We start from the raw sequence: 26,572 nt of genomic DNA, 5'->3' as shown, positions 1-26,572 counted from the left end.
TCTTCCTTAAGGCAGCAAGCTCTTGACGTTGATGGGCTCGGCTTCGTTCTGCGCAGCGCCTTTCGGCTTGCCAGCGATTGCCATCCCCGCAACGCGGTAGAAGTTGTAGTCAGGGTTCTTGCCGGGACCGGAGATCAGCAGATCTTCCTTCTCGTACACCAGATCCTGACGTTTGAACTCGGCCATTTCGAAATCCGGCGTGAGCTGGATCGCGGTGGTCGGGCAGGCTTCTTCACAGAGACCGCAGAAGATGCAACGCGAGAAGTTGATGCGGAAGAAGTCCGGGTACCAGCGACCGTCTTCGGTCTCGGCCTTCTGCAGCGAGATGCAGCCGACCGGACAGGCCACGGCGCACAGGTTGCACGCCACGCAGCGCTCTTCGCCGTCGGGATCGCGGGTCAGGACGATACGGCCACGGTAACGCGGTGGCAGGTAAACCGCTTCTTCCGGATATTGCAGGGTGTCGCGCTTACGGAAGCCATGGCCGAAGACCATGATCAGGCTGCGTAGCTGGGTACCCGTACCCTTAACGATGTCGCCAATATATTTGAACATGGGTCAAATCCTCACTGAGCCGCCAAGACGACCGCAGCGGTCACTAGCAAATTGATCAGGGTCAGTGGCAGGCAGAACTTCCAGCTGAAATCCATCACCTGGTCATAACGCGGACGCGGGATAGAAGCGCGCAGCAGGATGAACAGCATGATGAAGAACGCGGTTTTCAGGACGAACCACATGAACGACAGTTGCGGCAGGATGTTGAACGGGCCGTGCCAGCCACCGAAGAACAGGGTCACCAGCAGCGCCGAGATCAGGATGATGCCGATGTACTCACCGACGAAGAACATGCCCCACTTCATGCCGGCGTATTCAATGTGGTAACCGTCGGCCAGTTCCTGTTCCGCTTCCGGCTGGTCGAACGGGTGACGGTGAGTCACGGCGACGCCAGCGATGAAGAAGGTACAGAAGCCGAAGAACTGCGGAATGATGAACCACAGGTGATCGGCCTGGTACTGAACGATGTCGCCCATGTTGAACGAACCGACCTGCACGATGATGCCCATCAGGGACAGGCCCAGGAACACTTCGTACGACACGGTTTGTGCCGAGGCACGCAAGCTGCCCAGCAGGGCGTACTTGTTGTTCGAGGACCAGCCGGCGAACAGCACCGCGTAGACCGACAGACCGGCCATGGCGAAGAAGAACAGCAGGCCGATGTTCAGGTCGGCGACCACCCAGGTCTGGGTGACCGGGATGATCGAGAACGAGATCAGCAGCGCACTCATGGCCACGACCGGCGCCAGGGTGAAGATCATCTTGTCGACGAAGGGCGGGTTCCAGTCTTCCTTGAAGAACATCTTCAGCATGTCCGCAGCGATCTGGAACATACCGAACGGGCCGACGCGGTTCGGACCGTAACGGTCCTGCCACCAGCCCAGCAGACGACGTTCGACGAAGCTGAGCAGCGCGCCGCAGACCACCACGGCGAGCAGCACCACGATGGCCTTGAGGACCGCGATGATCGAGTCGATCACTTCAGGGGTAAACCACGTCATTGTGCTGCCTCCTGCAGACCCTCAACGGTTTTCCCGGCCAGGGCCGGAGGAATGCCGGCCAGACCCGATGGCAGTGCCACCAGACCTGCACCCAGTTCCTCATTGATGCGCAGTGGCAGACGCAGGGTCTGACCGGCAACGTTGAGGCTGAGCAAGGCACCGTCGTTGACGCCCAGGCGGTCCGCTTCGGACTTGGCCAGTGCGACGTAGGCTTCAGGGATACGCTCTTGAACCGGCGCGGCTTTCGAGGAATTTTCCTCGCTGCCGAACAGGTGGAAGAACGGCACGACCTGCCAGGTGCCCTGGGCAGGGGAGAAGGCGCGAGGCACGGCTGCGAACCAGCTCAGCTTGTCGCCGCTGCTTTCGATCAGGCGGACGCCCGGATCGCCCGCCCGCAGGTGACCACCGACTTCGTCCTGGAACTTGTTCCACGCTTGTGGGGAGTTCCAGCCCGGCGACCAGGCGAAAGGCACCTGGGAGCGCGGTTCGGCGGAGCCCGAGTAACCTTCCATCGAGAACGAGAACGCGGTGTCCTTGTCCTGCGAGGTACGCGGTTCATGCACGCTGATGTTGGCGCGCATGGCCGTCCGGCCGCTGTAACGCAGCGGTTCGCGGGCCAGTTTCAGGCCTTTGATACGGAAGCTGGCGGAAGGGGCGGCACCGACGATACCGGCCAGTTGCGCATTGCTCGCGGCGACGGCTTCGGTGACGTGGTCCAGTTGCGTCCAGTCCACAGGCTTGTTCAGCAGGGTCGCACGCAGGGCGTGCAACCAGCGCCAGCCTTCGTGGATCTGGATGCTGGCGTCGAGGTAGGTCGGATCATAGACCTGGAAGAAGCGCTGGGCGCGACCTTCCTGGCTGATCAGCGTACCGTCGCCTTCGGCGAAGCTCGCGGCGGGCAGGATCAGGTCGGCACGGTCAGTGGTCGCGGTCTTCTGATGATCGGCGACGATCACTACTTTCGCAGCCTTCAGAGCGGCGTCGACCTTGGCCGCGTCAACGCGGGTGAACAGGTCGTTTTCCAGCACGACGATGGCGTCTGCCTTGCCCGAGATCACTTGATCCAGCGCGGCATCGACCGAATCACCACCGAACAGGGCCAGGCCCATGCTGTTGGCTTCCGGCACGATCAGGCTCAGGGAGCCGTTCTTGTCGCGCAGTTTCAGGGCCTTGGCGATGTTGGCAGCGGCTTCGATCAGCGCGTTGGAACCCAGCGAAGTGCCGGACACGATCAACGGACGCTTGGCGGCCAGCAGGGCCTCAGCGATACGACCGGCCAGTTCCAGCGCTTCGGCGTCCAGACCCGCAACCGCCGGGGCGCTTGGATCGATGGCGTGGGCCACGGCAAAACCGATGCGGGCCAGATCGTCGGGAGCGGCGTGTACACACTCTTCGGCGACGTCGTCCAGACGGGTGTCAGCGAGGCTGGCGATGAACAGCGGGTTCAGTTCGTGCTGACCGATGTTCTTCACGGCGGCGTCGAGCCATGGCTGGACTTTCATCGCAGCGGCCATGTCTTCAGCCTTGTTTTTCACCGACTGACGCAGGCCCAGGGCCATGCGTGCGGCGGTCTGGGTGACGTCTTCGCCGAGGATGAACACGGCGTCGTGCTCTTCGACTTCACGCAGGGTCGGGATCGGCAGCGGGCTGTCTTTCAGAACCTGAACGACCAGACGCACACGCTCCAGCTCACCGGCTTCGATGCCCGAGTAGAAATGCTCGGCACCGACCAGTTCGCGCAGGGCGAAGTTGCTTTCCAGGCTGGCACGTGGCGAACCGATGCCGACGATATTGCGACCGCGCAGCAGGTCGGCGGCCTTGTCCAGTGCTTCGTCCAGGCTCAGCTTGACGTTGCCTTGGGCCAGCAGCGGCTGACGTGGACGGTCAGTGCGGTTGACGTAGCCATAGCCGAAACGGCCACGGTCACACAAGAAGTATTGGTTCACCGAACCGTTGTAGCGGTTCTCGATGCGGCGGATTTCGCCGTAACGTTCGCCGGGGCTGATGTTGCAACCGCTGGAGCAGCCGTGGCAGATGCTCGGCGAGAACTGCATGTCCCATTTGCGGTTGTAGCGCTCGGAGTGGGTCTTGTCGGTGAACACACCGGTCGGGCAGACCTCGGTGAGGTTGCCGGAGAACTCGCTTTCCAGCGTGCCGCTTTCAACGCGACCGAAGTACACGTTGTCGTGGGCGCCGAACACGCCGAGGTCGGTGCCGCCGGCGTAGTCTTTATAGAAGCGCACGCAGCGATAGCAGGCGATGCAGCGGTTCATCTCATGCGCGATGAACGGGCCCAGCTCCTGGTTCTGGTGGGTGCGTTTGGTGAAGCGATACCGGCGCTCGTTGTGGCCGGTCATCACGGTCATGTCCTGCAAATGGCAGTGACCACCTTCCTCGCAGACCGGGCAGTCGTGCGGGTGGTTGGTCATCAGCCATTCGACGACGCTGGCGCGGAACGCCTTGGACTCGTCGTCGTCGATGGAAATCCAGGTGTTGTCCGTGGCAGGGGTCATGCAGGACATGACGATACGACCACGGGTGTCGTTCTCGTCGGTGTACTGCTTGACCGCGCACTGGCGACAGGCGCCAACGCTGCCAAGGGCTGGATGCCAGCAGAAATAAGGGATGTCGAGCCCCAGCGACAGACAGGCCTGTAACAGGTTGTCTGCGCCATCGACTTCGAGCGCTTTGCCGTCTACGTGGATAGTAGCCATGGTTCAAAGTTCTTCGTTGGCCCGGTGTCAGCGGGCGTGGCTAATGGAATCTCGGTGCTGCCACGGTTCAAACAGCCAGTGAGGCGCAACCGGGGCAAAGGTCGACAGGCTTTCAGGCTTATCGACCGGTCAGTCTTTTTATGCGCCGACGATGGTCGGTGCTTTGCCGGGAACGAGACCGGGTGCCGCACGTTGAGGTGCGATACCGGCTTCGAATTCCGAGCGGAAGTATTTGATCGCGCTGCCCAGAGGTTCCACGGCGCCCGGTGCGTGGGCGCAGAAAGTCTTGCCTGGGCCGAGGAAGTTGACCAACCCCAGCAGCGTCTCGATATCGCCCGGTTGACCCTGGCCATTTTCGAGGGCGCGCAGCATCTTCACGCTCCATGGCAAGCCATCGCGGCAAGGGGTGCAGAAACCGCACGACTCCTGGGCGAAGAACTCTTCCATGTTGCGCAGCAGCGACACCATGTTGACCTTGTCGTCCACCGCCATCGCCAGGCCCGTACCCATTCGGGTGCCGACCTTGGCCACGCCACCGGCGTAGAAGGCGCAGTCCAAATGCTCAGGCAACAGGAAGCCGGTACCGGCACCGCCGGGCTGCCAGCATTTGAGCTTGAAGCCATCGCGCATGCCGCCCGCGTAGTCTTCGAACAGCTCGCGTGCTGGCAGACCGAATGGCAATTCCCAGATGCCGGGGTTCTTCACCTTGCCGGAGAAGCCCATCAGCTTGGTGCCGTGGTCTTCGCTGCCTTCGCGGGCCCGCGATTTGTACCAGTCGTTGCCGTAGTTCACGATCGCCGGGACGTTGCACAGGGTTTCGACGTTGTTTACGCAGGTCGGTTTGCCCCACACGCCGACGGCGGCAGGGAAGGGCGGCTTGGAGCGCGGATTGGCGCGACGGCCTTCCAGGGAGTTGATCAGTGCGGTTTCTTCACCGCAGATGTAACGCCCGGCGCCGGTGTGGACGAACAGTTCGAAGTCGAAACCGGTGCCCAGGATGTTCTTGCCCAGCAGGCCTGCCGCCTTGGCTTCAGCCACGGCGCGGTTCAAGTGCTTGGCAGCGGTGACGTATTCGCCACGCAGGAAGATGTAGCCCCGGTAGGCCTTCAGCGCGCGGGCACTGATCAGCATGCCTTCTACCAGCAGATGGGGCAGTTGCTCCATCAGCATGCGGTCTTTCCAGGTGTTCGGTTCCATCTCGTCCGCATTGCACAGCAAGTAGCGGATGTTCATGGATTCGTCTTTGGGCATCAGGCCCCACTTCACGCCCGTGGGGAAGCCTGCACCGCCGCGACCCTTGAGGCCGGAGTCCTTGACCGACTGCACGATTTCGTCAGGCGACTGCTGGGCGAAGGCCTTGCGGGCAGCCGCGTAGCCGTCTTTGGCCACGTATTCGTCGAACCACACGGGCTCGCCGTCGTCGCGCAGGCGCCAGGTCAGCGGGTGGGTTTCCGGCGTGCGCTGGATCAGGTTGGCCGGGCCGAAGGAAGTGATGGTCATACGTAACCCTCCAGCAGCTGGGCAACGCCAGCAGGCTGCAGATTGCCGAAAGTGTCGTCGTCGATCATGACCGCCGGCGCCTTGTCGCAATTGCCCAGGCAGCAGGCCGGCAGCAGCGTGAAGCGGCCATCGGCAGTAGTCTGCCCCAGGCCGATGCCCAGCTTGTTCTGGATTTCGCCGACGATGTCTTCGTGACCGGCGATGTAGCAGACCATGCTGTTGCAGACGCGGATGATGTGACGGCCCACAGGCTGACGGAAGATCTGGCTGTAGAACGTGGCCACACCTTCAACGTCGCTGGCGGGGATGCCCAGCACTTCGCCAATGGCGTAAATCGCGCCGTCCGGCACCCAGCCGCGTTCCTTCTGGACAATCTTCAGGGCTTCGATGGACGCCGCGCGCGGGTCCTCGTAGTGATGCATTTCGTGCTCGATGGCCGAGCGCTCGGATTCGCTCAAGGCGAAACGGTCTGTCTGGATAAGCGTGCTGTTCATGCTTAGCGGTCCACGTCGGCCATAACGAAGTCGATACTACCCAGGTACGCGATCAAGTCCGCGACCATGCTGCCTTTGATCACCGAAGGGATCTGCTGCAGGTGCGGGTAGCTTGGGGTGCGAATCCGGGTACGGTAGCTCATGGTGCCGCCGTCGCTCGTCAGGTAATAACTGTTGATGCCCTTGGTCGCTTCGATCATCTGGAAGGATTCGTTGGCCGGCATGACCGGGCCCCACGAAACTTGCAGGAAGTGCGTGATCAAGGTTTCGATGTGCTGCAGGGTGCGCTCTTTCGGCGGCGGCGTGGTCAGCGGGTGATCCGCTTTGTACGGGCCTTCCGGCATGTTGCGCATGCACTGGTCGATGATCTTGATGCTCTGGCGCATCTCTTCGACGCGGACCATGCAACGATCATAGGCATCGCCGTTGTGCGCCAGCGGCACTTCGAATTCGAAGTTCTCGTAACCCGAGTACGGGCGCGCCTTGCGCAGGTCGAAATCGCAACCGGTGGAACGCAGCCCGGCACCGGTGACGCCCCACTCCAGGGCCTCTTTGGTGTTGTAGGCGGCGACGCCGATGGTACGGCCCTTGAGGATGCTGTTCTGAAGCGCAGCCTTGGTGTATTCGTCCAGGCGTTTCGGCAGCCATTCGACGAAATCCTTGACCAGCTTGTCCCAGCCGCGTGGCAGGTCGTGAGCGACGCCACCGATGCGGTACCAGGCCGGGTGCAGACGGAAACCGGTGATGGCTTCGATCACGGTGTAGGCTTTCTGGCGGTCGGTGAAGGTGAAGAACACCGGGGTCATCGCACCGACGTCCTGGATGTACGTACCCAGGAACAGCAGGTGGCTGGTGATCCGGAAGAACTCGGCCATCATGATGCGGATGACGTCGACCTTCTCCGGCACCTTGATGCCGGCCAGCTTCTCGACCGAGAGCACATACGGCAGGTTGTTCATCACGCCGCCGAGGTAGTCGATACGGTCGGTGTACGGAATGAAGCTGTGCCAGGACTGACGCTCGGCCATCTTCTCGGCACCACGGTGGTGGTAGCCAATGTCAGGCACGCAGTCGACGATCTCTTCGCCGTCCAGCTGCAGCACGATACGGAATGCACCGTGAGCGGAAGGGTGGTTCGGACCCAGGTTGAGGAACATGTAGTCCTCGTTGGTGCCGGAACGCTTCATGCCCCAGTCTTCCGGACGGAAACGCGCGGCTTCCTCTTCCAGTTGCTGTTTGGCCAGCGTCAGGCTGTACGGGTCGAATTCGGTGGCGCGGGCAGGGTAGTCCTTGCGCAGCGGGTGACCTTCCCAGGTCGGCGGCATCATGATGCGGCTCAGGTGCGGGTGGCCCGGGAAGTCGATCCCGAACATGTCCCACACTTCGCGCTCGTACCAGTTGGCGTTCGGCCAGATGCTGGTGACGGTCGGCACGCTGAGGTCGCCCTCGGACAAGGCCACTTTGATCATGACGTCACTATTACGCTCTACCGACAGCAGGTGGTAGAACACGGTGAAGTTTGCGTCTGGCAAGCCACGACGCTTTGTGCGCAGGCGTTCGTCGACGCCGTGCAGGTCGTACAGCATCGAGTACGGCTTTGGCACGTTGCGCAGGAACGTCAGGATTTCGAACAGTCTGGCGCGCGCCACCCACAGCACTGGCATGCCAGTGACGGTGGATTGGGCAGTGAACGCGTCGGCGCCAAAACGGTTGTGCAATTCAACGACGACCTCTTGGTCGTCAGCCTTGTAAGGCGGGATGTACAGAGCGGTGTCTGCAGTCATAGGTCTCGATCGCTATCGGTCAACGTACAGAATGAACCCAGGTTCAGGCTTCTTTTTGTAAAGAAAACTGGATCAGACTTCGTCGGGGCTGCGCAGGTTTGTCACCGCGATACGCTGTTCGCGGCGCTGTTCCTTTTGCGACGGCATCTCGGCGCGGTACACGCCTTGGTCGCCGACGACCCAGGACAGAGGACGTCGCTCCTGGCCAATGGATTCCTGCAGCAGCATCAGGCCTTGCAGAAATGCCTCTGGGCGGGGCGGGCAGCCGGGCACGTAGACATCGACAGGCAGGAACTTGTCCACGCCCTGCACAACGGAATAGATGTCATACATGCCACCGGAGTTGGCGCACGAACCCATGGAAATGACCCATTTAGGTTCGAGCATTTGCTCGTAAAGGCGCTGGATGATCGGGGCCATCTTGATGAAGCAGGTGCCGGCGATGACCATGAAGTCGGCCTGACGCGGCGATGCCCGGATGACTTCGGCGCCAAAGCGCGCGATGTCGTGAGGCGCCGTGAAGGCGGTGGTCATTTCCACGTAGCAGCAAGACAGACCGAAGTTGTACGGCCAAAGGGAGTTCTTGCGACCCCAGTTGACAGCACCGCTCAGCACGTCTTCGAGCTTGCCCATGAAGATGTTTTTGTGAACTTGATCCTCTAACGGATCGGAAACGGTTTCCCGTTCGCCAATCGGATACTGCTCGTTAGGAGCATCGGGGTCGATCCTGGTGAGATTGTATTGCATTGCCAAAGCCTCATTGTTTTAGCTTCGCCTGCCGATTACGACGACCAACGGGAGCCCAATCGAGCGCCCCTACCCGCCATAGGTAGACAAGACCTGCCAACAGAATTGCTATGAAAACGAGAGCTTCGGCGAAGCCGGTCCAGCCGCTTTCGCGGACGGACACAGACCAGGCGTACAGAAAGAGGGCTTCAATATCGAAAATCACGAACAGCATCGCGACCAGATAGAATTTTGCGGAGAGCCGCAGGCGGGCGCCGCCTGTAGGCAGCATGCCGGATTCGAACGGTTCGTTCTTGCTGCGACCCCAGGCTTTGGAACCGAGCAGGCTGGAGAGACCGAGCATGAATGCGCAGAGGCCGATGACGCCCAAAAGGAAAATGGCGAAGCCCCAGTTGTGGGCAATCAAACCTGTCGATTCGGACATGCTGGCAATCCTTAGCAGAGAGCAAAGGTCTCTGAGCTTGAAAAAGAAGTAGAGGCAGTGACGATATGTCGCAGAGCGATCAATCACGGGATTTTATGTGCAAAACAGGGGCAAGTAAATTTTCTACATCAAATTTATTCACGGGATTAATGAGCCAGATCACGGATTACGTGCTTAGGGCCTCTGAACACGGGCATTACAGCTCATTTCGTTAATTATGTTTTCTGTAAACGGTAAAGAAAAAGTGAGGGGTTAAATGATAATTACTATCATTTGAAACTTCCTTTTCTCCCTGTCGCCGTGAGGTGATGAAGTTGGCGTAACAGCTTCCGTCAAATGACGAGCTAATAGGCGATCTTTCTTATTAACTTTTGCAGATCCATTCGTCATGTCTATCGACTGATGACCTACTACTTGAGTAGGAGATTAAATGCCCACAAATGACAAAGGCCGCCAAGGGGCGGCCTCTGCATGACGCGTTGTACTCAGTGGAACTGTTCTTCTTCGGTCGAGCCGGTCAGCGCGGTGACCGAGGACTGGCCGCCTTGAATCACGGTGGTCATGTCGTCGAAGTAGCCGGTGCCCACTTCCTGCTGGTGCGCCACGAAGGTGTAGCCTTTGGCGGCGTCAGCAAACTCCTGCTCTTGCAGCTTCACGTAGGCGGTCATGTCGTTGCGGGCGTAGTCGTGCGCCAGGTTGAACATGCTGTGCCACATGTTGTGGATGCCCGCCAGAGTGATGAACTGGTGCTTGTAGCCCATCGCCGACAGCTCGCGCTGGAATTTGGCGATGGTCGCGTCGTCCAGGTTCTTCTTCCAGTTGAAAGACGGCGAGCAGTTGTACGACAGCAGTTGATCCGGGTATTCCTTCTTGATCGCCTCGGCGAAACGACGGGCTTCGTCCAGGTCCGGTTTGGCGGTTTCGCACCAGATCAGGTCGGCATACGGCGCATACGCCAGACCGCGAGCGATGGCCTGATCCAGACCGGCGCGCACTTTGTAGAAGCCTTCCGGAGTGCGGGTGCCGGTCACGAACGGCTTGTCGTACGGGTCGCAGTCCGAGGTCAGCAGGTCCGCCGCGTTGGCGTCGGTGCGGGCCAGGATGATGGTCGGAACGCCAGCGACGTCAGCCGCCAAGCGTGCAGCCACCAGCTTCTGCACGGCTTCCTGAGTCGGTACCAGCACCTTGCCGCCCATGTGGCCGCATTTCTTCACGGAGGCCAGTTGGTCTTCGAAGTGCACGCCTGCAGCGCCTGCTTCGATCATGCTTTTCATCAGCTCGTAGGCGTTCAGTACGCCGCCGAAACCGGCTTCGGCGTCCGCCACGATCGGCGCGAAGTAGTCGATGTAACCTTCATCGCCCGGGTTCTTGCCGGCTTTCCACTGGATCTGGTCAGCGCGGCGAAACGAGTTGTTGATGCGCTTGACCACGGTCGGCACCGAGTCCACCGGGTACAGCGACTGGTCGGGGTACATCGATTCGGCGGAGTTGTTGTCCGCGGCCACTTGCCAGCCGGACAGGTAGATCGCCTGGATGCCGGCCTTCACTTGTTGCACGGCCTGGCCGCCGGTCAGGGCGCCCATGCAGTTGACGAAGTCTTTGTCGGGACGGAAGGACGGTTTCGCGCCTTGGGTCACCAGGTTCCAGAGCTTTTCAGCGCCCAATTTGGCGAACGTGTGTTCTGGCTGGATCGAGCCACGCAGGCGGACGACGTCAGCAGCGGAGTAGGTGCGGGTCACGCCTTTCCAGCGTGGATTCTCGGCCCAGTCTTTCTCGATGGCTGCAATGTGTTGTTCGCGTGTCAGTGCCATGGGGTAAACCTCGTCGCTTGGTCTTGTGGGTCTAGAGGTGAAGCTCGTTGCTCTGTCAGCGCCTGAGGTTTCTTCAAGGCGCACTTTTGGGTGCTCACGAAATCGGAAAGCATGCGTTGCAATCGGGGTGTTTGTTCGCGATCACGGTAGTGAGGCGATGAAACGGCCTTTTGGGCTTAAAAGATGCGAATCGGCTCGATCTTGTTGAGTTCAGGCGCGATTCTGCTGCGTTCTGCAAAACCTTCTTTTCTGCGGTAGCGAGGCCATCATGCCTCGGCTTTTTTTCGTCGTCAAACGTTTTGTAGTGATATTTTCAGTGCACTACATCTTTCGTCTAATACGACTCATCAGTCAGTTTCGGGCTCGGAGGTGCTGGTACGGGGGAGTCGGCGGGAATACTGGGTGGTCACGGGAAGCAGGCGAGATGTAGTGCTCTGAATGGCACTACATATTGAGTGAGGGAAGGGTGTGTCATGCGGGGTTGCGGGTTTGCACGGCCTAAGACTGTGGGAGCGGCGTCTCAGTAGGCGCTCAGTCCAGACTATCGACCTTCACGCGCAGGGTCATGTCGTCGCGGCCCTGGGTCGAATACCGGCGGGTGATGCCCTGCTCGTCGGCGCGGGACTGGTCGCTGACCCCGGCGAGGGTGATCCATTCGCCCAATCGCCCGCTGACTTGCGTGTCTGTGCTCTGCACCTTGATCGCGTCGGCCTGTTGCTGGCTCATGCGGTCGTTGTTGGTGCTGATGTTCAGGTGAACGATGTCGCCAGTAATCGTGGCTGTGACGTAGAAGCCGCGGGTGACGTTGCGGTATTGGGTGTTGGTCTGTGCATAGCCGTATGAGTCGGTCTGCACATTGGTGATCGGAATGCTCTGACCAACCTGGATCAGTGCCGGGGTGCCTTCATTGGCCTGCACCTGTTGCACGCCGCCGTCACGACTGGCAGTGCCGTAATTAATGATCCGGGTTTTACCGTCGGCACTGACGCGGCCATTTTGTGAGCGCACGGTGCCGTTGACCGAATAGCCTTGATCGTTCTGGACCGAGTTGTCGCTGGTGTCGACGCTGATCATCAGGCGTTTCGGCGCGGTGTCGAGCTGAGACAACAGGTCGCGGAGCTCGCCGATTTTCGCCGGCTCGGCGTTGACGATCAGCTTATTGCCGTAGGCGTTCACGGTGCCTTCGTTGCCGAGAAAGGATTTCACGGTGGGCATCAGGTCGTCGCTGGTGCGGTAATTCAAGGGAATGACTTCGGTGGCGGCAACCGCCGTGAAGCTGCAAGCCAACAGCACTGAAGCGAGCAGGGTGCGTAACGACATCGGTGTGATCTCCGCGAAGGGGGCGCATCAAAGCGTTGAGTGTGACAGTTTGTCGGCCTGCACACGGCCAAATTGAATCGCAGACAGCAGAACGCCCCGGCGTCCTTGTCTCAGCATAGTCAGCCAGGGCGAGGGCGGCGGGGCGTTCAGTGTGCGCGAGATCGCCGGTTTAGCGCGAGCTGCGCACCATGTCCACGTGAGGCAGGCCGGCTTCGAGGAACTCTTCACTCACCACGGTAAAGCCAAAACGCTCATAAAACGCCGTGGCGTACACTTGGGCACTGAGTTTCTGCTCCTTGAGGTCGCGCTTTTCCGCTTCGGCAATGACGAAGTTGAGCAGCGCATCGCCGACTTTCAGGCCGCGCCAGTCTTTAAGGACCGACAATCGCCCGATCTCGCCGTCCGGCAGCAGCCGGGCCGTGCCAATCGGGTAGTCGCCTTCCAGTGCCAGAAAATGCAGTGCGCCTGCGTCTTCGGCGTCCCATTCCAGTTCGGGCGGCACCGATTGCTCGGCGATGAACACAGCTTCACGAATACGCCGGATGTCGGCGTTGTCTTTCTGCCAGTCGGCTACCCGTACGTGGATCTTATTCATCAGCAAACCCCAGACTTCCTTGTTTGACCAGCTCACAGAGCAGGTTGCGACCATCGTCATCTGCCAGCCATTGGCCCAGATTGTCGATATGCAGTGCATCGGCCGAGCAGACCAGTTTCAACAGCTCGCGCAGACGACCGGGCAGCAGACGGCTTTGGCCGCTGGCGAATAGCAGCAGGTCTTCGTCGACTTCGGACCATGCCAGGCGTGCGCTCGGGTTGCGAATCAGGATCGCGCCCTGTTCCATGCTGTCGAGCAGTTCGGCGTCGTCCAACTCAGGCCCGACGACCATTTCCGGGTAGCGCGGCTCGGTCATGAACTGGCCGAACCAGGTCAGCAGCAGGCGCTCGTCGCTCATGTGTTCGGCGAGCAGGGCCTTCAGGCGATCCAGCGCGTCGCGTTGAATTTCGTGCGGGTCGCTGACCGGTTGCGCGTCGGCGTCGGTGTAACGCTCTTCGTCCGACATGAACTGGCTGAGGAAGTCGGTGAAGTGGGTCAGCACTTCCGCCGCGCTCGGGGCGCGGAAACCGACCGAATAGGTCAAGCAGTCGTCGACGGCAACGCCCCAGTGGGCCAGACGCGGCGGCAGGTACAGCATGTCGCCCGGTTCCAGCGTCCACTCATCGGTGCCCTGGAAGTCGGCGAGGATGCGCAGGTCGGCATGCTCCAGCAGCGGACTGTCGGTGTCGCACATCTGGCCGATTTTCCAGTGCCGCTTGCCGTGGCCTTGTAGCAGGAATACGTCGTAGTTGTCGAAGTGCGGGCCAACGCTGCCACCCGGTGCGGCATAGCTGATCATCACGTCATCAATGCGCCAGCTCGGCAGGAAGCGGAAGTTGTCGAGCAGCTCGCCCACTTCTGGCACGAATTGGTCGACGGCCTGAACCAGCAGGGTCCACTCGGTTTCCGGCAGCTTGCTGAACTCGTCTTCGGCAAACGGGCCGCGACGCAGTTCCCACGGACGCACGCCGTTTTCGATGATCAGGCGCGACTCGATCTCTTCTTCCAGGGCCAGGCCGGCCAGTTCGTCAGCGTCGATCGGGCTTTCGAAGTCCGGGATCGCCTGGCGGATCAGCAGGGGTTTTTTCTGCCAGTAATCGCGCAGGAACTCACGCGCTGTAATGCCACCAAGCAGCTGAACAGGAATATCAGGATTCATGTGTAACCTATTGAAAAAACGTGTTTTTCAGACTGGAATAAAAACGCCCGGCTCAGCCGGGCGTTCAGAGCGTGTGCGGCTGGATCAGATACGCTTGGCTTGTGCCACGGCGTTGCCAATGTAGTTGGCCGGGGTGAGCTTTTTCAGCTCGGCCTTGGCTTCGGCAGGCATGTCCAGGCCGTCGATGAAAGTCTGCAACGCCTCTGGGCTGATGCCCTTGCCGCGTGTCAGCTCTTTCAATTTCTCGTACGGATTCTCGATGTCGTAGCGACGCATCACCGTCTGGATCGGCTCGGCCAGGACTTCCCAGCACGCGTCCAGATCAGCGGCGATCTTCTGCTCGTTCAGCTCCAGCTTGCCGATGCCCTTGAGGCTCGCTTCGTAGGCAATCACGCTGTGAGCGAAGCCCACACCGAGGTTGCGCAGGACGGTGGAGTCGGTAAGGTCGCGCTGCCAGCGGGAAATCGGCAGCTTGCTCGCCAGGTGCTGGAACAGCGCGTTGGCGATGCCCAGGTTGCCTTCGGAGTTTTCGAAGTCGATCGGGTTGACCTTGTGCGGCATGGTCGACGAGCCGATTTCGCCGGCGACGGTCTTCTGCTTGAAGTAACCGAGGGAGATGTAGCCCCAGATGTCGCGGTCGAAGTCGATCAGAATGGTGTTGTAGCGCGCGATGGCGTCGAACAGTTCGGCGATGTAGTCGTGCGGTTCGATCTGCGTGGTGTACGGATTGAAACCCAGACCCAGCTCGCCTTCGATGAAGGCGCGGGCGTTGGCTTCCCAGTCGATGTCCGGGTAGGCCGACAGGTGCGCGTTGTAGTTGCCGACGGCGCCGTTGATCTTGCCCAGCAGCGGAACGGCGGCGACTTGAGCGATCTGACGCTCCAGGCGGTAGACGACGTTCGCCAGCTCTTTGCCGAGGGTGGTCGGCGAGGCAGGCTGGCCGTGGGTGCGCGACAGCATCGGCACGGCGGCGAAACGGATCGCCAGCTCGCGGATCGACTCGGCGATCTGACGCATCAGCGGCAGCAGCACGGTGTCACGGCCTTCGCGCAGCATCAGCGCGTGGGACAGGTTGTTGATGTCCTCGCTGGTGCAGGCGAAGTGAATGAATTCGCTGACCTTGGCCAGCTCCGGCAATTTGGCCGCCTGCTCTTTAAGCAGGTATTCGATCGCCTTGACGTCGTGGTTGGTGGTGCGCTCGATTTCTTTCACGCGCTCGGCGTGTTCGAGGGCGAAGTCATCGGCCAGTGCGTCGAGGATGGCGTTGGCTTCGGCGGAAAACGCCGGGACTTCAGGGATTTGCGGGTGTGCCGCCAGGCGCTGGAGCCAGCGAACCTCGACGAGGGCGCGGAAACGGATCAGGCCGTATTCGCTGAATATAGGGCGCAGGGCCTGGGTTTTGCCGGCGTAGCGGCCGTCTACAGGGGAAACCGCAGTGAGCGAAGAAAGCTGCATGGGGTGCTCTCGGACAGTCGGGCAACGAAATGGGGCGCGTATCATACATGAAAATTCGGGTCAGCCGAGGCCGACTGACTGAGATGGATCGCGCCGTGTGTGCGTAACGGGCTATTTCCAGGTGCGCGGCGATCAGCCGTGCATCAACGGATACAGTTCTTTCAATAACTTGCGACGGCTGATGACCAGTTGCCAGCGGTGACCGCCCACTTGTCGCCAAAGTCGCGCGCAGCGAATCCCGGCCAGCAGCAGGGCGCGGATTTTCGAGGCGTTGTTGGGTTGTTGCAGGTTGCGCATGTCGCCGTGAACCTGAATCCGCTGGCGCAGGGTGCTCAGCGTGTCCTGATACAGCGCACCGCTGGCGGCGATCACGTTCTCGTGAACGATGCCGAAATGCTCCACTTGCGACTGGATCTGAGGCAGGCGTTTGCCGATGGTTTCCAGCATGTCGTCGCGCTTGGATAACTGACGTTCCAGGCCGAGCATGGCCAGTGCATAACGTAATGGCTCCCGTTGCAACGTGCCCGGGTCGCGTTCAAGAGCGCTGGCGAGGGCGCGATAGCCCTCGCGCAGGTTCAGATCATCGCCGCCAAATACGTCCAGTGTGTCTTTGGGGTCCATGTTCAGCAGGCTGCCGATCAGGCAGCCCACCGCAGCTTCGCCGGCCTGGCCGGTCTTGGCGATGCGGTCCACCAGCACGGCGGCCTGAAACACGCCGCCCAATGCGGTGAGTTGCTCTTGAATCGGACTCATCAACGAGGGTCCTTGCTGTGCCAGGGTTCGGAGATTTCGATGACGCCGCCACCGAGGCAGATTTCGCCGTCGTAGAAGACCACAGACTGGCCCGGCGTCACGGCGCGTTGCGGCTCGTCGAACGTGGCGCGGTAGCCGGTGGCGGTGCGTTCCAGGGTGCAGTGTTGATCGGCCTGGCGGTAACGGACCTTGGCGGTTAACTGGCGTGGGGTGCTGAGGTCGATCGGGTTGACCCAGTAGATTTCTGAAGCAAGCAGGGCGCGGGAGAACAGCCATGGGTGCTCGTTGCCCTGGCCGACGATCAGCTCGTTGTTCACCAGGTCCTTTTCCAGCACATACCACGGCTCGTCGCCCGCGTCTTTCAGGCCGCCGATGCCCAGGCCCTGACGCTGACCGATGGTGTGGTACATCAGGCCAGCGTGGCGCCCGATGACGTCGCCTTCGGTGGTCTTGATCTCGCCCGGTTGAGCGGGCAGGTACTGCTTCAGAAAGTCAGTGAAGCGGCGCTCGCCGATGAAGCAGATGCCGGTGGAATCCTTTTTCTTGGCGGTGGCCAATTCGTACTTCTCGGCGATGGCACGGACTTCCGGCTTTTCCAGCTCGCCGACCGGGAACAGGGTCTTGGCGATCTGTTCGCCCGCGACGGCGTGCAAGAAGTAGCTCTGGTCCTTGTTGGGGTCCAGGCCCTTGAGCAGCTCGGTGCGCCCATCGATGTCGCGACGCCGCACGTAGTGTCCGGTGGCGATCAGGTCGGCGCCGAGCATGAAGGCGTAATCGAGAAACGCTTTGAACTTGATCTCGCGGTTGCACAGGATGTCCGGGTTCGGCGTGCGACCGGCTTTGTACTCTTCAAGGAAGTGCTCGAAGACGTTATCCCAGTACTCGGCGGCGAAGTTCACTGTGTGCAGCTTGATACCGATTCGGTCGCACACGGCCTGGGCGTCCGCGAGGTCGTCCATGGCGGTGCAGTATTCCGTTCCGTCGTCTTCTTCCCAGTTCTTCATGAACAGGCCTTCCACCTGATATCCCTGCTCCATGAGCAGAAGGGCGGAGACCGAAGAATCCACGCCGCCGGACATGCCGACAATGACGCGCTTCTTTTCTGTATTGGAAAAGGCTGAATCAGACATAGGGGTTCGATGGGTAGCTTGGAAAAGGACGCGATTCTAGCAGGGAGTCGGCGCCAAGGCTAAAAGCTATTCAATTGCGCACAATATCGAGGCTGTGTACGGGGCCTGCGAGGTAATCGTCGAGGCAGTCCAGCACCAGGTGACTGCGCCAGCGGTCGGGCTGATGGGCCAGCTCGTCGCGGGTCAGCCACGGGGCGCCGACGATGCCGGTGTCCAGCTCGCGCCCCGGGTGATGTTTGATCGGTTTGGCCGCGAAGCACACGCGCTGGTAGGTCACGCCGTTGCTGGGCGCGGTGTACAGATAAATGCCGACCACGCCGGTCAGCTCGACATCCCAGCCGGTTTCTTCCAGCGTTTCGCGGATCGCAGCTTCACGCAGGGTTTCGTCCGGTTCCAGATGCCCGGCAGGCTGATTGAGGACCAGCTTGTCGTTTTTCAGTTCTTCGACGAAGAGAAAGCGGCCGTTGTCTTCGACGATGGTGGCGACAGTGATGTGGGGTTGCCAGGTCATGTAAAGGGCTCTCTGAGGTGGGGCAGATGACCGATGGCAAGGAACTGCACATTCCCTGTGGGAGCGAATTCATTCGCGAAAAATATTACAGCCGATGGAGATTTATCGGCTAGTAACGCCTTTTCGCGAATGAATTCGCTCCCACAGATCGTGTTGCCAAGCCAAATGAGATGTTTGCTGCCATAAGCGGGTGCCGATGTGTGGCTGCGAACAGTGGATGACCTCTGTGTCGCCTGAAAAAGAAAACCCCGGCACAAGGCCGGGGTTTTCATGTTGCGTTCGACGGCCTGAACCGCCGATCCGGCAAGGCTTACTTCAGCGCGTTGATCGCGTCGTTCAGGGTCTTGCTTGGACGCATGGCTTTGCTGGCCAGTTCCGGCGTGGCGAAGTAGTAGCCGCCGATGTCCAGAGGCTTGCCCTGTACGCCGTTCAGCTCGGCGACGATGGTCGCTTCGTTGTCGGTCAGGGTTTTGGCCAGCTGGGTGAACTTGGCTTGCAGCTCTTTATCTTCGGTCTGAGCGGCCAGGGCCTGAGCCCAGTAGGTCGCCAGGTAGAAGTGGCTACCGCGGTTGTCGATACCGCCAACCTTGCGCGATGGCGACTTGTTGTTGTCCAGGAACTGGCCGGTGGCCTTGTCCAGGGCAGTGGCAAGTACCAGCGCTTTCGGGTTGTTGTAGACGTTGCCCAGATGCTCCAGGGAAGCCGCCAGTGCCAGGAATTCGCCCAGCGAGTCCCAACGCAGGAAGTTCTCTTCGTTCAGCTGTTGAACGTGCTTCGGTGCTGAACCGCCAGCGCCGGTTTCGAACAGACCGCCGCCATTCATCAGCGGTACGATCGACAGCATCTTGGCACTGGTGCCCAGTTCCATGATCGGGAACAGGTCGGTCAGGTAGTCACGCAGCACGTTACCGGTGACCGAGATGGTGTCCTTGCCAGCGCGGATGCGCTCCAGGGAAACCTTCATCGCGTCGACTGGCGACTTGATGGTGATGTCCAGGCCAGTGGTGTCGTGGTCTTTCAGGTACTTCTCGACCTTCTTGATCATGACGGCGTCGTGGGCGCGCTGCGGGTCCAGCCAGAAAATGGCCGGGGTGTTGCTCAGGCGCGAACGGTTGACGGCCAGTTTGACCCAGTCCTGGATCGGCGCGTCTTTGGTCTGGCACATGCGGAAGATGTCGCCCGCTTCAACGTTCTGCTCCATCAACACCTGACCTTTGTCGTCGGTGACGCGAACCACGCCGTCAGCTTCGATCTGGAAGGTCTTGTTGTGGGAGCCGTATTCTTCGGCTTTCTGAGCCATCAGGCCAACGTTCGGTACGCTGCCCATGGTGGTCGGATCGAAGGCGCCGTGTTTCTTGCAGTCTTCGATGACAGCCTGGTAGATGGTGGCGTAGCAGCGATCCGGGATCACGGCCTTGGTGTCCTGCAGGACGCCGTCGTTGTTCCACATCTTGCCGGAATCACGAATCATCGCAGGCATCGAGGCGTCGACGATGACGTCGCTCGGTACGTGCAGGTTGGTGATGCCTTTGTCGGAGTTGACCATCGCCAGAGGAGGGCGGGTCGCGTACACGGCTTTGACGTCGGCTTCGATCTGCGCTTGCTGGTCGGCTGGCAGATCCTTGAGACGGGCGTACAGGTCGCCGATGCCGTTGTGCAGGTTGAAACCGATTTCTTTCAGGACTTCAGCGTGCTTCTTCAGCGCGTCCTGGTAGTACTCGGCCACGAACTCGCCGAACATGATCGGGTCGGAGACCTTCATCATGGTGGCTTTCAAGTGAACGGAGAACAGCACGCCCAGCTTCTTGGCGTCTTCGATTTCCTTGGCCACGAATGCGCGCAGGGCTTTTTTGCTCATGACGGCGCAATCGATGATTTCAGCGGCCAGGACCGGTGTCTTTTCTTTCAGAACGGTGTTCTTGCCGTCCTTGCCGATCAGTTCGATCTTCACGGAGCCGGCGTTTTCGATCAGCGCGGATTTCTCGCTGCCGTAGAAGTCGCCGCTGTCCATGTGGGCAACGTGGGACTTGGAGTCTGTAGCCCAGGCGCCCATCTTGTGCGGGTGCTTGCGCGCGTAATTCTTGACCGAGAGCGGCGCACGGCGATCGGAGTTACCTTCACGCAGAACCGGGTTCACGGCGCTGCCTTTTACCTTATCGTAACCGGCCTGAGCGACTTTGTCGGCTTCGGTGACAACTTCGTCCGGGTAGTTCGGGACGTTGTAGCCCTTGGCTTGCAGTTCCTTGATCGCGGCCTTCAGTTGTGGAACCGAGGCGCTGATGTTCGGCAGCTTGATGATGTTGGCTTCCGGCGTGGTCGCCAGTTCACCCAGCTCTGCCAGATCGTCGGAAACCTTCTTGTCGCCCAGCTGCTCAGGGAAGCTGGCAAGGATACGGGCTGCAAGGGAGATGTCGCGAGTCTCGACGGCGATGTCAGCGGAAGCGGTGAACGCTTCGATGATCGGCAGCAGTGAGTAGGTGGCGAGGGCAGGAGCTTCGTCGGTGAAGGTATAGATGATCTTCGAGCGGTTGGACATTTTCGGGATAACTCTCTTCTTTGCTGAGCGTACACAAAATTTCGAGATGCGCAGGGTAGGCACTTTCGCCCAAGGAAACGATGAGCCGAAAGTCGAGAATTTCGTCGCGTGATATGGGGTTCATCAATCGAGCGTCAAGCGGCCGAATGCGGGTTGAGCGTTCGGCCTTGGAGGGCTGAAAGTCGCGTTTCAGATGGCTCGGCCCCCAATGACCCTATGGTCACCGGCGGCGAGTATACCACCGGTCCCGGCCATTAATACGATAGTAGTGTGAACGCTTGACGCTCGCGTTGATCGGTTCAGCCTCCCGGTTGCCACCGCAGAAATTCCGCAAAACCTTGAAGCCCGCGTCTCACGGGGTCTGCGGCAGACTGTCGCAGTCGTTGAAGCGTAGTGAAGGGTGGTTGAAGCGCAAGTGGAATTTCGACTAAAGGAGGATTCTTTCGGCGGGGCCCTGGAACCGGGAGTGGGGCAGGTGTTCGATGATCGAACGTGATGAGCCAGAGTAGTGTCTTTGTTGACCCGTGAGTGCCCACGAATGGTTACCCATATAAAGAGAGGGGAATTGACTGAGTGATGTTTGAGGGGGCACAAAAAAAGCCGGTCAGCCTTTGAGGCATGACCGGCTATTCAGGTCTCGCGCTTGAACGGTCCGGCTCAGGCGTGATCTTTGCTGTGTTCGTGTTGCGTGTTGAGTGCGTGCGTCGTTGACGGTTTGGATGGCTCTATCGCTTTGATGTCCACGGCGTGCAAGCCTTTCGGGCCCTGGATGATCTCGAAATTGACCGGCTGACCGGCCTTGAGCGTTTTATAGCCGTCCATTTTGATCGCGGAGTAATGAGCGAACAGGTCCTCGGACTTGCCGTCTTCAATGATGAATCCAAAACCCTTGGCGTTGTTAAACCACTTGACCTTACCGCTTAGCATAGTCACATCCCTCTGCAAAGGACTCCGATGGGAGTATCATCACCTCTCATCCGCCGGACCTAAAAAATTTTGGTTGACTGCGCGGACCCTTTTTACCCAATGTGGGTTCTATTGTTTGTAACACCGATTAGCCGATAGTCAAGGTCATGTGGCGGTCCAATCGATAATGTGCATGATCATGACCACTCTATTTAATTTCGTCCCCTACGAACGTCCTTTACCATGCATGCAATGAGCAAGATTCGACTAACATTCAATCAGGATGACCCGCAGTCCCATGAGGACGAAGCGGCGGGCATCGCGGTGCAGGAAGCCAAGCCGACATTGCAGGTGCCACCGATGTACAAGGTGGTTTTGTTCAACGATGACTACACCCCCATGGATTTCGTTGTTGAAGTGCTGGAGGTGTTCTTCAATCTGAATCGTGAGCTGGCGACCAAGGTCATGCTGGCCGTCCATACAGAGGGACGGGCAGTATGTGGATTGTTTACCCGCGACATCGCCGAGACCAAGGCAATGCAGGTCAACCAATACGCCAGGGAAAGCCAGCATCCGCTACTCTGTGAGATCGAGAAGGACGGTTAACGCCGGACACTTGGGTAAGAGGTGAAGCTATGTTAAACCGTGAGCTCGAAGTCACCCTCAATTTGGCTTTCAAGGAGGCCCGCTCCAAACGTCATGAATTCATGACCGTCGAGCACCTTCTGCTGGCCCTATTGGACAATGAGGCTGCCGCCACTGTTCTCCGTGCCTGCGGCGCAAACCTCGACAAACTCAAACACGACCTTCAGGAGTTCATCGACTCCACGACGCCGTTGATCCCCGTTCATGATGAGGATCGCGAGACGCAACCGACTTTGGGCTTCCAGCGTGTGCTTCAACGTGCGGTTTTCCATGTGCAGAGTTCCGGCAAGCGTGAAGTCACTGGCGCCAACGTGCTGGTGGCTATTTTCAGCGAGCAGGAAAGTCAGGCGGTGTTTCTGCTGAAACAGCAGAGCGTTGCCCGTATCGATGTCGTCAATTACATCGCCCATGGCATTTCCAAGGTGCCGGGGCATGGCGATCACTCTGAAGGTGAGCAAGATATGCAGGATGATGAGGGCGGTGAGTCTTCTTCTTCGGGCAATCCTCTGGATGCCTATGCCAGCAATCTGAATGAATTGGCCCGTCAAGGCCGCATCGATCCCCTTGTCGGCCGTGAGCTGGAAGTCGAGCGTGTTGCTCAGATTCTCGCGCGCCGTCGCAAAAACAACCCGTTGCTGGTCGGTGAGGCCGGTGTCGGCAAGACGGCCATCGCCGAGGGCCTGGCGAAGCGCATCGTCGACAATCAGGTACCCGATTTGCTGGCGAACAGCGTCGTTTACTCCCTGGACCTCGGCGCCTTGCTGGCCGGTACCAAATACCGTGGTGACTTCGAGAAGCGCTTCAAGGCGTTACTCGGTGAGCTGAAAAAACGCCCGCATGCCATCCTGTTCATCGACGAAATCCACACCATCATTGGTGCCGGTGCTGCGTCGGGCGGCGTGATGGACGCGTCCAACCTGCTCAAGCCGCTGCTGTCTTCGGGTGATATCCGTTGCATCGGTTCGACCACGTTCCAGGAATTCCGCGGCATCTTCGAAAAAGACCGTGCGCTTGCCCGTCGCTTCCAGAAAGTCGACGTCTCCGAGCCTTCGGTCGAAGACACCATCGGTATTCTGCGTGGCCTGAAAGGTCGTTTCGAGCAGCACCACAACATCGAATACAGCGATGAAGCCCTGCGCGCTGCTGCTGAACTGGCGTCGCGCTACATCAATGACCGTCACATGCCTGACAAGGCGATTGACGTCATCGACGAGGCGGGTGCCTATCAGCGTCTGCAGCCGGTCGAGTCTCGGGTCAAGCGCATCGAAGTGCCGCAGGTGGAAGACATCGTCGCGAAAATCGCGCGGATTCCGCCTAAGCACGTCAACAGCTCCGATAAGGAACTGCTGCGTAACCTCGAACGCGATCTGAAACTGACCGTCTTCGGTCAGGATGCAGCCATTGATTCGCTGTCCACGGCGATCAAGCTGTCCCGTGCCGGTCTCAAGTCGCCAGACAAGCCTGTCGGTTCGTTCCTGTTCGCGGGGCCGACCGGTGTGGGTAAAACCGAAGCGGCGCGTCAGTTGGCCAAGGCGCTGGGGATCGAGCTGGTGCGTTTCGACATGTCCGAGTACATGGAGCGCCACACCGTTTCGCGTCTGATCGGTGCGCCTCCGGGGTATGTCGGGTTCGATCAGGGCGGTCTGCTGACCGAAGCCATCACCAAGCAGCCACATTGCGTGTTGTTGCTCGACGAGATCGAGAAGGCGCATCCGGAAGTCTTCAACCTGCTGCTGCAGGTGATGGACCACGGTACGCTGACTGACAACAACGGTCGCAAAGCGGACTTCCGCAACGTGATCGTGATCATGACCACCAACGCCGGTGCTGAAACCGCGGCGCGCGCTTCGATTGGCTTCACCCATCAGGATCACTCGTCTGATGCGATGGAAGTCATCAAGAAGAGCTTCACGCCGGAATTCCGCAACCGCCTGGACACCATCATCCAATTTGGTCGCCTCAGCCATGAGGTCATCAAAAGCGTGGTGGACAAGTTCCTTACCGAACTTCAGGCGCAACTGGAAGACAAGCGGGTTCTGCTGGAAGTCACCGACGCCGCCAGAAGTTACCTGGCCGAAGGTGGCTACGACGCGGCAATGGGCGCTCGCCCAATGGCACGTCTGATTCAGGACAAGATCAAGCGTCCACTGGCCGAGGAAATCCTCTTCGGCGAGTTGTCCGAGCATGGCGGTGTGGTTCACATCGACTTCAAGGATGGCGAGATCACGTTCGACTACGAAACCACGGCCGAGATGGCCTGACGTTTCAGATGCTGCACAACAAAAAGGCGCCGATTGGCGCCTTTTTGTTGTCTTGAGTCACACCAACAAAAACGCCCGGTCATAAGCCGGGCGTTTTTGTGTGGACCTGTTATCGGGCGCGGTAGGTGATGCGCCCTTTGCTCAGGTCATACGGCGTCAGTTCAACGCGGACCTTGTCGCCGGTCAGGATACGAATGTAGTTCTTGCGCATCTTGCCGGAGATGTGCGCGGTTACGACGTGCCCATTTTCCAACTCCACACGGAACATGGTGTTGGGCAGGGTGTCGACGACAGTGCCTTCCATTTCGAAGCTGTCTTCTTTCGACATGCAGTAAAGCCCTCGGTATCCAATGAATGGCCCGGTGCAAACGGCAGCCAGGCAAAAGCGGGCTGCATTGTGCCCGAAAAATGAGGGGCAAGCCAAGGGATTCAGTAAAGAGTGACCCATCTTTGATTGGTCAGTAGCTCGATAGGGCGATATTGCGTCTTGTAATTCATCTTTTTGCAGTTCTTGATCCAGTAACCGAGGTACACCGCATGCAGCTGCAGACGCGCCGCTTCGGCGATTTGCCAGAGGATGGCGAAGCGGCCCAGGCTACGGCGCTCCTCGGAAGGTTCGTAGAACGTGTAAACGGCAGACAGGCCATTCGGCAACAAATCGGTGACGGCCACGGCGAGCAGCCGACCTTCCAGGCGGAATTCGTAAAACCGGGAGAAAGGCAGGTCGCGCACCAGGAAGGTCGAAAACTGATCGCGGCTGGGCGGGTACATGTCGCCGTCCGCGTGGCGCTGCTCGATGTAGCGCTGGTACAGGTCGAAATACTCTTCACTGAAATGCGGCTTGGTGCTGATGACTTCGATATCAGCGTTGCGCTTGAGAATGCGTTTTTGCTGACGATCGGGTACGAACAGCCCGACTGGAATACGCGCAGGCACGCACGCGCTGCAATTCTGGCAGTGCGGGCGATAGAGATGGTCGCCACTGCGGCGAAAGCCCATGTCGGAAAGGTCGGCATAGACCTGCACGTCCATCGGCTGGCTGGGATCGAGGAACAGCGTTGTGGCTTGTTCTTCGGGCAGGTAGCTGCAGGAGTGGGGTTGAGTGGCATAAAACTTAAGCCGCGCCAGCTCGGTCATGATCAACCCTCGGAAAAAACTTTAGTTAAGAGTGTATGCCAGCCGACTCAAACTCGCCTAGGTAGCCAGTCGGCGGAATGCGTCAGATCGAGGTGTTTGTTCAGGTAGTCGGCGAAGGTTCGTCGTGGGATTGGCCGGGCGCCGAAGCTTTGCAGGTGTTGTGTCGGCATTTGACAATCGATCAGCACGAAACCCCATGCCTTGAGATGTTCAACCAGGGTGGCGAAACCGACCTTGGAGGCATTGTCGGCGCGGCTGAACATCGACTCGCCGAAAAACAGCTGACCCATCGCCAGGCCGTACAAACCGCCGACCAGCTCACCGTTTTCACGCACTTCAACGCTGTGAGCGAAGCCGCGAGCATGCAGCTCGACGTAAGCCGCTTGCATGGAACCGGTGATCCAGGTTTCGTGGGTGTAGGCCCGTGGCCCTGCGCAGGCGCGGATGACGGCCTCAAAGTCCTGATCGAACGTCACCTGATAACGTTTTTGTCGCAGCACTTTTGCCAGGCTGCGGGAGACGTGCAGCTCGTCGGGAAACAAGACGGTGCGCGGATCGGGCGACCACCAGAGGATCGGCTGGCCCTGCTGGTACCACGGGAAACAGCCATGCCGGTAGGCCTGAATCAGTCGATCGGCAGACAGATCCCCACCGCCTGCGAGCAACCCGTTGGGTTCACGCATGGCTTTTTCCAGCGGTGGAAAATCAAGGGTGTCGCGTTGTAACCAGGTCAGCATAGCGTTCCGCTTTGGCGAGAGGGGAGGGGAGTGCGCGGGCCCGTGCAACTACACGCCAGGAATGCGGTCACAGGGCCTTGACCGGCACCGCATTGTGACGGGCGGTGCAGATTTGCAGCCTTCATGTGGATCATGGCCATTCGACAGTTCCGTAGCGCGAGAAAAACACGTCATAACCCTTTGTCAGCAAAGAAAATGCATGCTCAAATCGCCCGTTGGCATCGACGCTTGAAGATCGGCAAGGTCCGCGCCAGACTATCGTGGCGTGCAGCGTGCAAATCCGTACAATGCCCGATGTTGTTTAACCTCATTTCAAGTCACCTGTCGAGCGTGCGTTCAACGACGACCGCGTTTCAGATACGACAGGAATCGGTCAGTGCTATTTCGTCAATTCAGT

The 26,572-nt window shown here is 59.5% G+C and carries 23 protein-coding genes; 2 read left to right on the top strand and 21 right to left on the bottom strand.

The genetic code is table 11. The features are described from left to right. Window positions 1-6 precede the first annotated feature (6 nt). The 18 genes from nuoI to cspD all read right to left on the bottom strand — a co-directional run bounded on the left by nuoI (window position 7) and on the right by cspD (window position 21,416). Window positions 7-555, bottom strand: a complete 549-nt coding sequence (nuoI, locus tag ACIQAL_RS08855; protein ID WP_062380730.1) for an NADH-quinone oxidoreductase subunit NuoI — start codon at window positions 553-555, stop codon at window positions 7-9. Between the two features lie 11 nt (window positions 556-566). After that, a complete protein-coding gene (gene nuoH, locus ACIQAL_RS08850) occupies window positions 567-1,556 on the bottom strand; it encodes an NADH-quinone oxidoreductase subunit NuoH (RefSeq protein WP_166594803.1) in 990 nt (329 codons plus the stop codon). Then, window positions 1,553-4,270 carry an NADH-quinone oxidoreductase subunit NuoG gene (gene nuoG, locus ACIQAL_RS08845; RefSeq protein ID WP_401144502.1) on the bottom strand — a complete coding sequence of 906 codons (2,718 nt, stop codon included), beginning with the start codon at window positions 4,268-4,270 and terminating at the stop codon, window positions 1,553-1,555. The genes nuoH and nuoG overlap by 4 nt, the downstream gene beginning before the upstream one ends. A 138-nt stretch (window positions 4,271-4,408) precedes the next feature. Beyond that, window positions 4,409-5,770, bottom strand: a complete 1,362-nt coding sequence (gene nuoF, locus ACIQAL_RS08840) for an NADH-quinone oxidoreductase subunit NuoF (RefSeq protein ID WP_401144500.1) — start codon at window positions 5,768-5,770, stop codon at window positions 4,409-4,411. Continuing rightward, on the bottom strand, window positions 5,767-6,264 hold the full coding sequence (gene nuoE, locus ACIQAL_RS08835; RefSeq protein WP_341963455.1) for an NADH-quinone oxidoreductase subunit NuoE: 498 nt from the start codon (window positions 6,262-6,264) through the stop codon (window positions 5,767-5,769). Before nuoE ends, nuoF begins: the two co-directional genes overlap by 4 nt. Window positions 6,265-6,266: 2 nt before the next feature. Beyond that, entirely contained in the window at window positions 6,267-8,048 is a 1,782-nt protein-coding gene (gene nuoC / locus ACIQAL_RS08830) for an NADH-quinone oxidoreductase subunit C/D (RefSeq protein ID WP_401144498.1), read from the bottom strand. 72 nt (window positions 8,049-8,120) lie between these two features. Further along, a complete protein-coding gene (locus ACIQAL_RS08825) occupies window positions 8,121-8,795 on the bottom strand; it encodes an NADH-quinone oxidoreductase subunit B family protein (RefSeq protein ID WP_074755324.1) in 675 nt (224 codons plus the stop codon). Window positions 8,796-8,805: 10 nt separating this feature from the next. After that, window positions 8,806-9,219, bottom strand: a complete 414-nt coding sequence (locus tag ACIQAL_RS08820; protein ID WP_108239282.1) for an NADH-quinone oxidoreductase subunit A — start codon at window positions 9,217-9,219, stop codon at window positions 8,806-8,808. Between the two features lie 485 nt (window positions 9,220-9,704). Further along, window positions 9,705-11,030 (bottom strand): isocitrate lyase, encoded by a 1,326-nt coding sequence (gene aceA / locus ACIQAL_RS08815; protein ID WP_341963461.1) that lies wholly within the window; start codon window positions 11,028-11,030, stop codon window positions 9,705-9,707. A 531-nt stretch (window positions 11,031-11,561) separates the two neighbouring features. Further along, window positions 11,562-12,350: a secretin N-terminal domain-containing protein gene (locus ACIQAL_RS08810; protein ID WP_401144495.1), complete on the bottom strand. Its 789-nt coding sequence runs from the start codon at window positions 12,348-12,350 to the stop codon at window positions 11,562-11,564. A gap of 169 nt (window positions 12,351-12,519) precedes the next feature. Then, window positions 12,520-12,945 (bottom strand): GNAT family N-acetyltransferase, encoded by a 426-nt coding sequence (locus tag ACIQAL_RS08805; RefSeq protein WP_341963464.1) that lies wholly within the window; start codon window positions 12,943-12,945, stop codon window positions 12,520-12,522. After that, entirely contained in the window at window positions 12,938-14,104 is a 1,167-nt protein-coding gene (locus tag ACIQAL_RS08800; protein WP_341963465.1) for a cupin domain-containing protein, read from the bottom strand. The genes ACIQAL_RS08805 and ACIQAL_RS08800 overlap by 8 nt, the downstream gene beginning before the upstream one ends. An 84-nt stretch (window positions 14,105-14,188) precedes the next feature. Beyond that, on the bottom strand, window positions 14,189-15,559 hold the full coding sequence (purB, locus tag ACIQAL_RS08795) for an adenylosuccinate lyase (protein WP_166594812.1): 1,371 nt from the start codon (window positions 15,557-15,559) through the stop codon (window positions 14,189-14,191). Window positions 15,560-15,691: 132 nt separating this feature from the next. Then, on the bottom strand, window positions 15,692-16,312 hold the full coding sequence (gene hflD, locus ACIQAL_RS08790) for a high frequency lysogenization protein HflD (RefSeq protein WP_401144492.1): 621 nt from the start codon (window positions 16,310-16,312) through the stop codon (window positions 15,692-15,694). Continuing rightward, on the bottom strand, window positions 16,312-17,442 hold the full coding sequence (gene mnmA / locus ACIQAL_RS08785; RefSeq protein WP_401144490.1) for a tRNA 2-thiouridine(34) synthase MnmA: 1,131 nt from the start codon (window positions 17,440-17,442) through the stop codon (window positions 16,312-16,314). The genes hflD and mnmA overlap by 1 nt, the downstream gene beginning before the upstream one ends. 70 nt (window positions 17,443-17,512) lie before the next feature. Then, window positions 17,513-17,953, bottom strand: a complete 441-nt coding sequence (locus ACIQAL_RS08780; protein ID WP_401144488.1) for an NUDIX hydrolase — start codon at window positions 17,951-17,953, stop codon at window positions 17,513-17,515. A gap of 310 nt (window positions 17,954-18,263) precedes the next feature. Beyond that, entirely contained in the window at window positions 18,264-20,489 is a 2,226-nt protein-coding gene (locus ACIQAL_RS08775) for an NADP-dependent isocitrate dehydrogenase (protein ID WP_401144486.1), read from the bottom strand. A gap of 657 nt (window positions 20,490-21,146) precedes the next feature. Then, window positions 21,147-21,416: a cold shock domain-containing protein CspD gene (gene cspD, locus ACIQAL_RS08770; protein WP_401144484.1), complete on the bottom strand. Its 270-nt coding sequence runs from the start codon at window positions 21,414-21,416 to the stop codon at window positions 21,147-21,149. Window positions 21,417-21,638: 222 nt separating this feature from the next. On the opposite strand from cspD, the gene clpS reads away from it, so the two are divergent. Then, window positions 21,639-22,001 (top strand): ATP-dependent Clp protease adapter ClpS, encoded by a 363-nt coding sequence (gene clpS / locus ACIQAL_RS08765; protein ID WP_166594818.1) that lies wholly within the window; start codon window positions 21,639-21,641, stop codon window positions 21,999-22,001. Between the two features lie 29 nt (window positions 22,002-22,030). Beyond that, window positions 22,031-24,301, top strand: a complete 2,271-nt coding sequence (clpA, locus tag ACIQAL_RS08760; RefSeq protein ID WP_166594819.1) for an ATP-dependent Clp protease ATP-binding subunit ClpA — start codon at window positions 22,031-22,033, stop codon at window positions 24,299-24,301. A 109-nt stretch (window positions 24,302-24,410) separates the two neighbouring features. On the opposite strand, the gene infA is transcribed toward clpA, so the two are convergent. The 3 genes from infA to aat form a co-directional block, all read right to left on the bottom strand. Continuing rightward, complete coding sequence (infA, locus tag ACIQAL_RS08755; protein ID WP_002553999.1) at window positions 24,411-24,629, bottom strand: translation initiation factor IF-1; 219 nt, start codon at window positions 24,627-24,629, stop codon at window positions 24,411-24,413. A 101-nt stretch (window positions 24,630-24,730) separates the two neighbouring features. Next, on the bottom strand, window positions 24,731-25,438 hold the full coding sequence (locus ACIQAL_RS08750) for an arginyltransferase (RefSeq protein WP_166594820.1): 708 nt from the start codon (window positions 25,436-25,438) through the stop codon (window positions 24,731-24,733). Window positions 25,439-25,485: 47 nt separating this feature from the next. Next, window positions 25,486-26,175 (bottom strand): leucyl/phenylalanyl-tRNA--protein transferase, encoded by a 690-nt coding sequence (gene aat / locus ACIQAL_RS08745; RefSeq protein WP_341963483.1) that lies wholly within the window; start codon window positions 26,173-26,175, stop codon window positions 25,486-25,488. Window positions 26,176-26,572: the final 397 nt, after the last annotated feature.

Origin of the sequence: Pseudomonas sp. NPDC088368 (assembly GCF_044753445.1) — a bacterium.
Taxonomy (GTDB): domain Bacteria; phylum Pseudomonadota; class Gammaproteobacteria; order Pseudomonadales; family Pseudomonadaceae; genus Aquipseudomonas; species Aquipseudomonas bambusae.
Note: the sequence above shows the minus strand (reverse complement) of the source record. Positions and strands in the feature narration are given on the sequence as shown.

Excerpts from the sequence above, each read along its gene's own strand:
- clpS (WP_166594818.1), top strand. The coding sequence starts at position 21,639 with ATGCATGCAATGAGCAAGATTCGACTAACATTCAATCAGGATGACCCG.
- mnmA (WP_401144490.1), bottom strand. The coding sequence starts at position 17,442 with ATGTCTGATTCAGCCTTTTCCAATACAGAAAAGAAGCGCGTCATTGTC.
- nuoG (WP_401144502.1), bottom strand. The coding sequence starts at position 4,270 with ATGGCTACTATCCACGTAGACGGCAAAGCGCTCGAAGTCGATGGCGCA.
- ACIQAL_RS08810 (WP_401144495.1), bottom strand. The coding sequence starts at position 12,350 with ATGTCGTTACGCACCCTGCTCGCTTCAGTGCTGTTGGCTTGCAGCTTC.
- nuoC (WP_401144498.1), bottom strand. The coding sequence starts at position 8,048 with ATGACTGCAGACACCGCTCTGTACATCCCGCCTTACAAGGCTGACGAC.
- ACIQAL_RS08780 (WP_401144488.1), bottom strand. The coding sequence starts at position 17,953 with ATGACCTGGCAACCCCACATCACTGTCGCCACCATCGTCGAAGACAAC.
- ACIQAL_RS08825 (WP_074755324.1), bottom strand. The coding sequence starts at position 8,795 with ATGCAATACAATCTCACCAGGATCGACCCCGATGCTCCTAACGAGCAG.
- ACIQAL_RS08750 (WP_166594820.1), bottom strand. The coding sequence starts at position 25,438 with ATGACCGAGCTGGCGCGGCTTAAGTTTTATGCCACTCAACCCCACTCC.
- aceA (WP_341963461.1), bottom strand. The coding sequence starts at position 11,030 with ATGGCACTGACACGCGAACAACACATTGCAGCCATCGAGAAAGACTGG.
- clpA (WP_166594819.1), top strand. The coding sequence starts at position 22,031 with ATGTTAAACCGTGAGCTCGAAGTCACCCTCAATTTGGCTTTCAAGGAG.
- nuoF (WP_401144500.1), bottom strand. The coding sequence starts at position 5,770 with ATGACCATCACTTCCTTCGGCCCGGCCAACCTGATCCAGCGCACGCCG.
- purB (WP_166594812.1), bottom strand. The coding sequence starts at position 15,559 with ATGCAGCTTTCTTCGCTCACTGCGGTTTCCCCTGTAGACGGCCGCTAC.
- hflD (WP_401144492.1), bottom strand. The coding sequence starts at position 16,312 with ATGAGTCCGATTCAAGAGCAACTCACCGCATTGGGCGGCGTGTTTCAG.
- aat (WP_341963483.1), bottom strand. The coding sequence starts at position 26,175 with ATGCTGACCTGGTTACAACGCGACACCCTTGATTTTCCACCGCTGGAA.
- ACIQAL_RS08775 (WP_401144486.1), bottom strand. The coding sequence starts at position 20,489 with ATGTCCAACCGCTCGAAGATCATCTATACCTTCACCGACGAAGCTCCT.
- nuoI (WP_062380730.1), bottom strand. The coding sequence starts at position 555 with ATGTTCAAATATATTGGCGACATCGTTAAGGGTACGGGTACCCAGCTA.
- infA (WP_002553999.1), bottom strand. The coding sequence starts at position 24,629 with ATGTCGAAAGAAGACAGCTTCGAAATGGAAGGCACTGTCGTCGACACC.
- cspD (WP_401144484.1), bottom strand. The coding sequence starts at position 21,416 with ATGCTAAGCGGTAAGGTCAAGTGGTTTAACAACGCCAAGGGTTTTGGA.
- ACIQAL_RS08800 (WP_341963465.1), bottom strand. The coding sequence starts at position 14,104 with ATGAATCCTGATATTCCTGTTCAGCTGCTTGGTGGCATTACAGCGCGT.
- ACIQAL_RS08805 (WP_341963464.1), bottom strand. The coding sequence starts at position 12,945 with ATGAATAAGATCCACGTACGGGTAGCCGACTGGCAGAAAGACAACGCC.
- nuoE (WP_341963455.1), bottom strand. The coding sequence starts at position 6,264 with ATGAACAGCACGCTTATCCAGACAGACCGTTTCGCCTTGAGCGAATCC.
- nuoH (WP_166594803.1), bottom strand. The coding sequence starts at position 1,556 with ATGACGTGGTTTACCCCTGAAGTGATCGACTCGATCATCGCGGTCCTC.
- ACIQAL_RS08820 (WP_108239282.1), bottom strand. The coding sequence starts at position 9,219 with ATGTCCGAATCGACAGGTTTGATTGCCCACAACTGGGGCTTCGCCATT.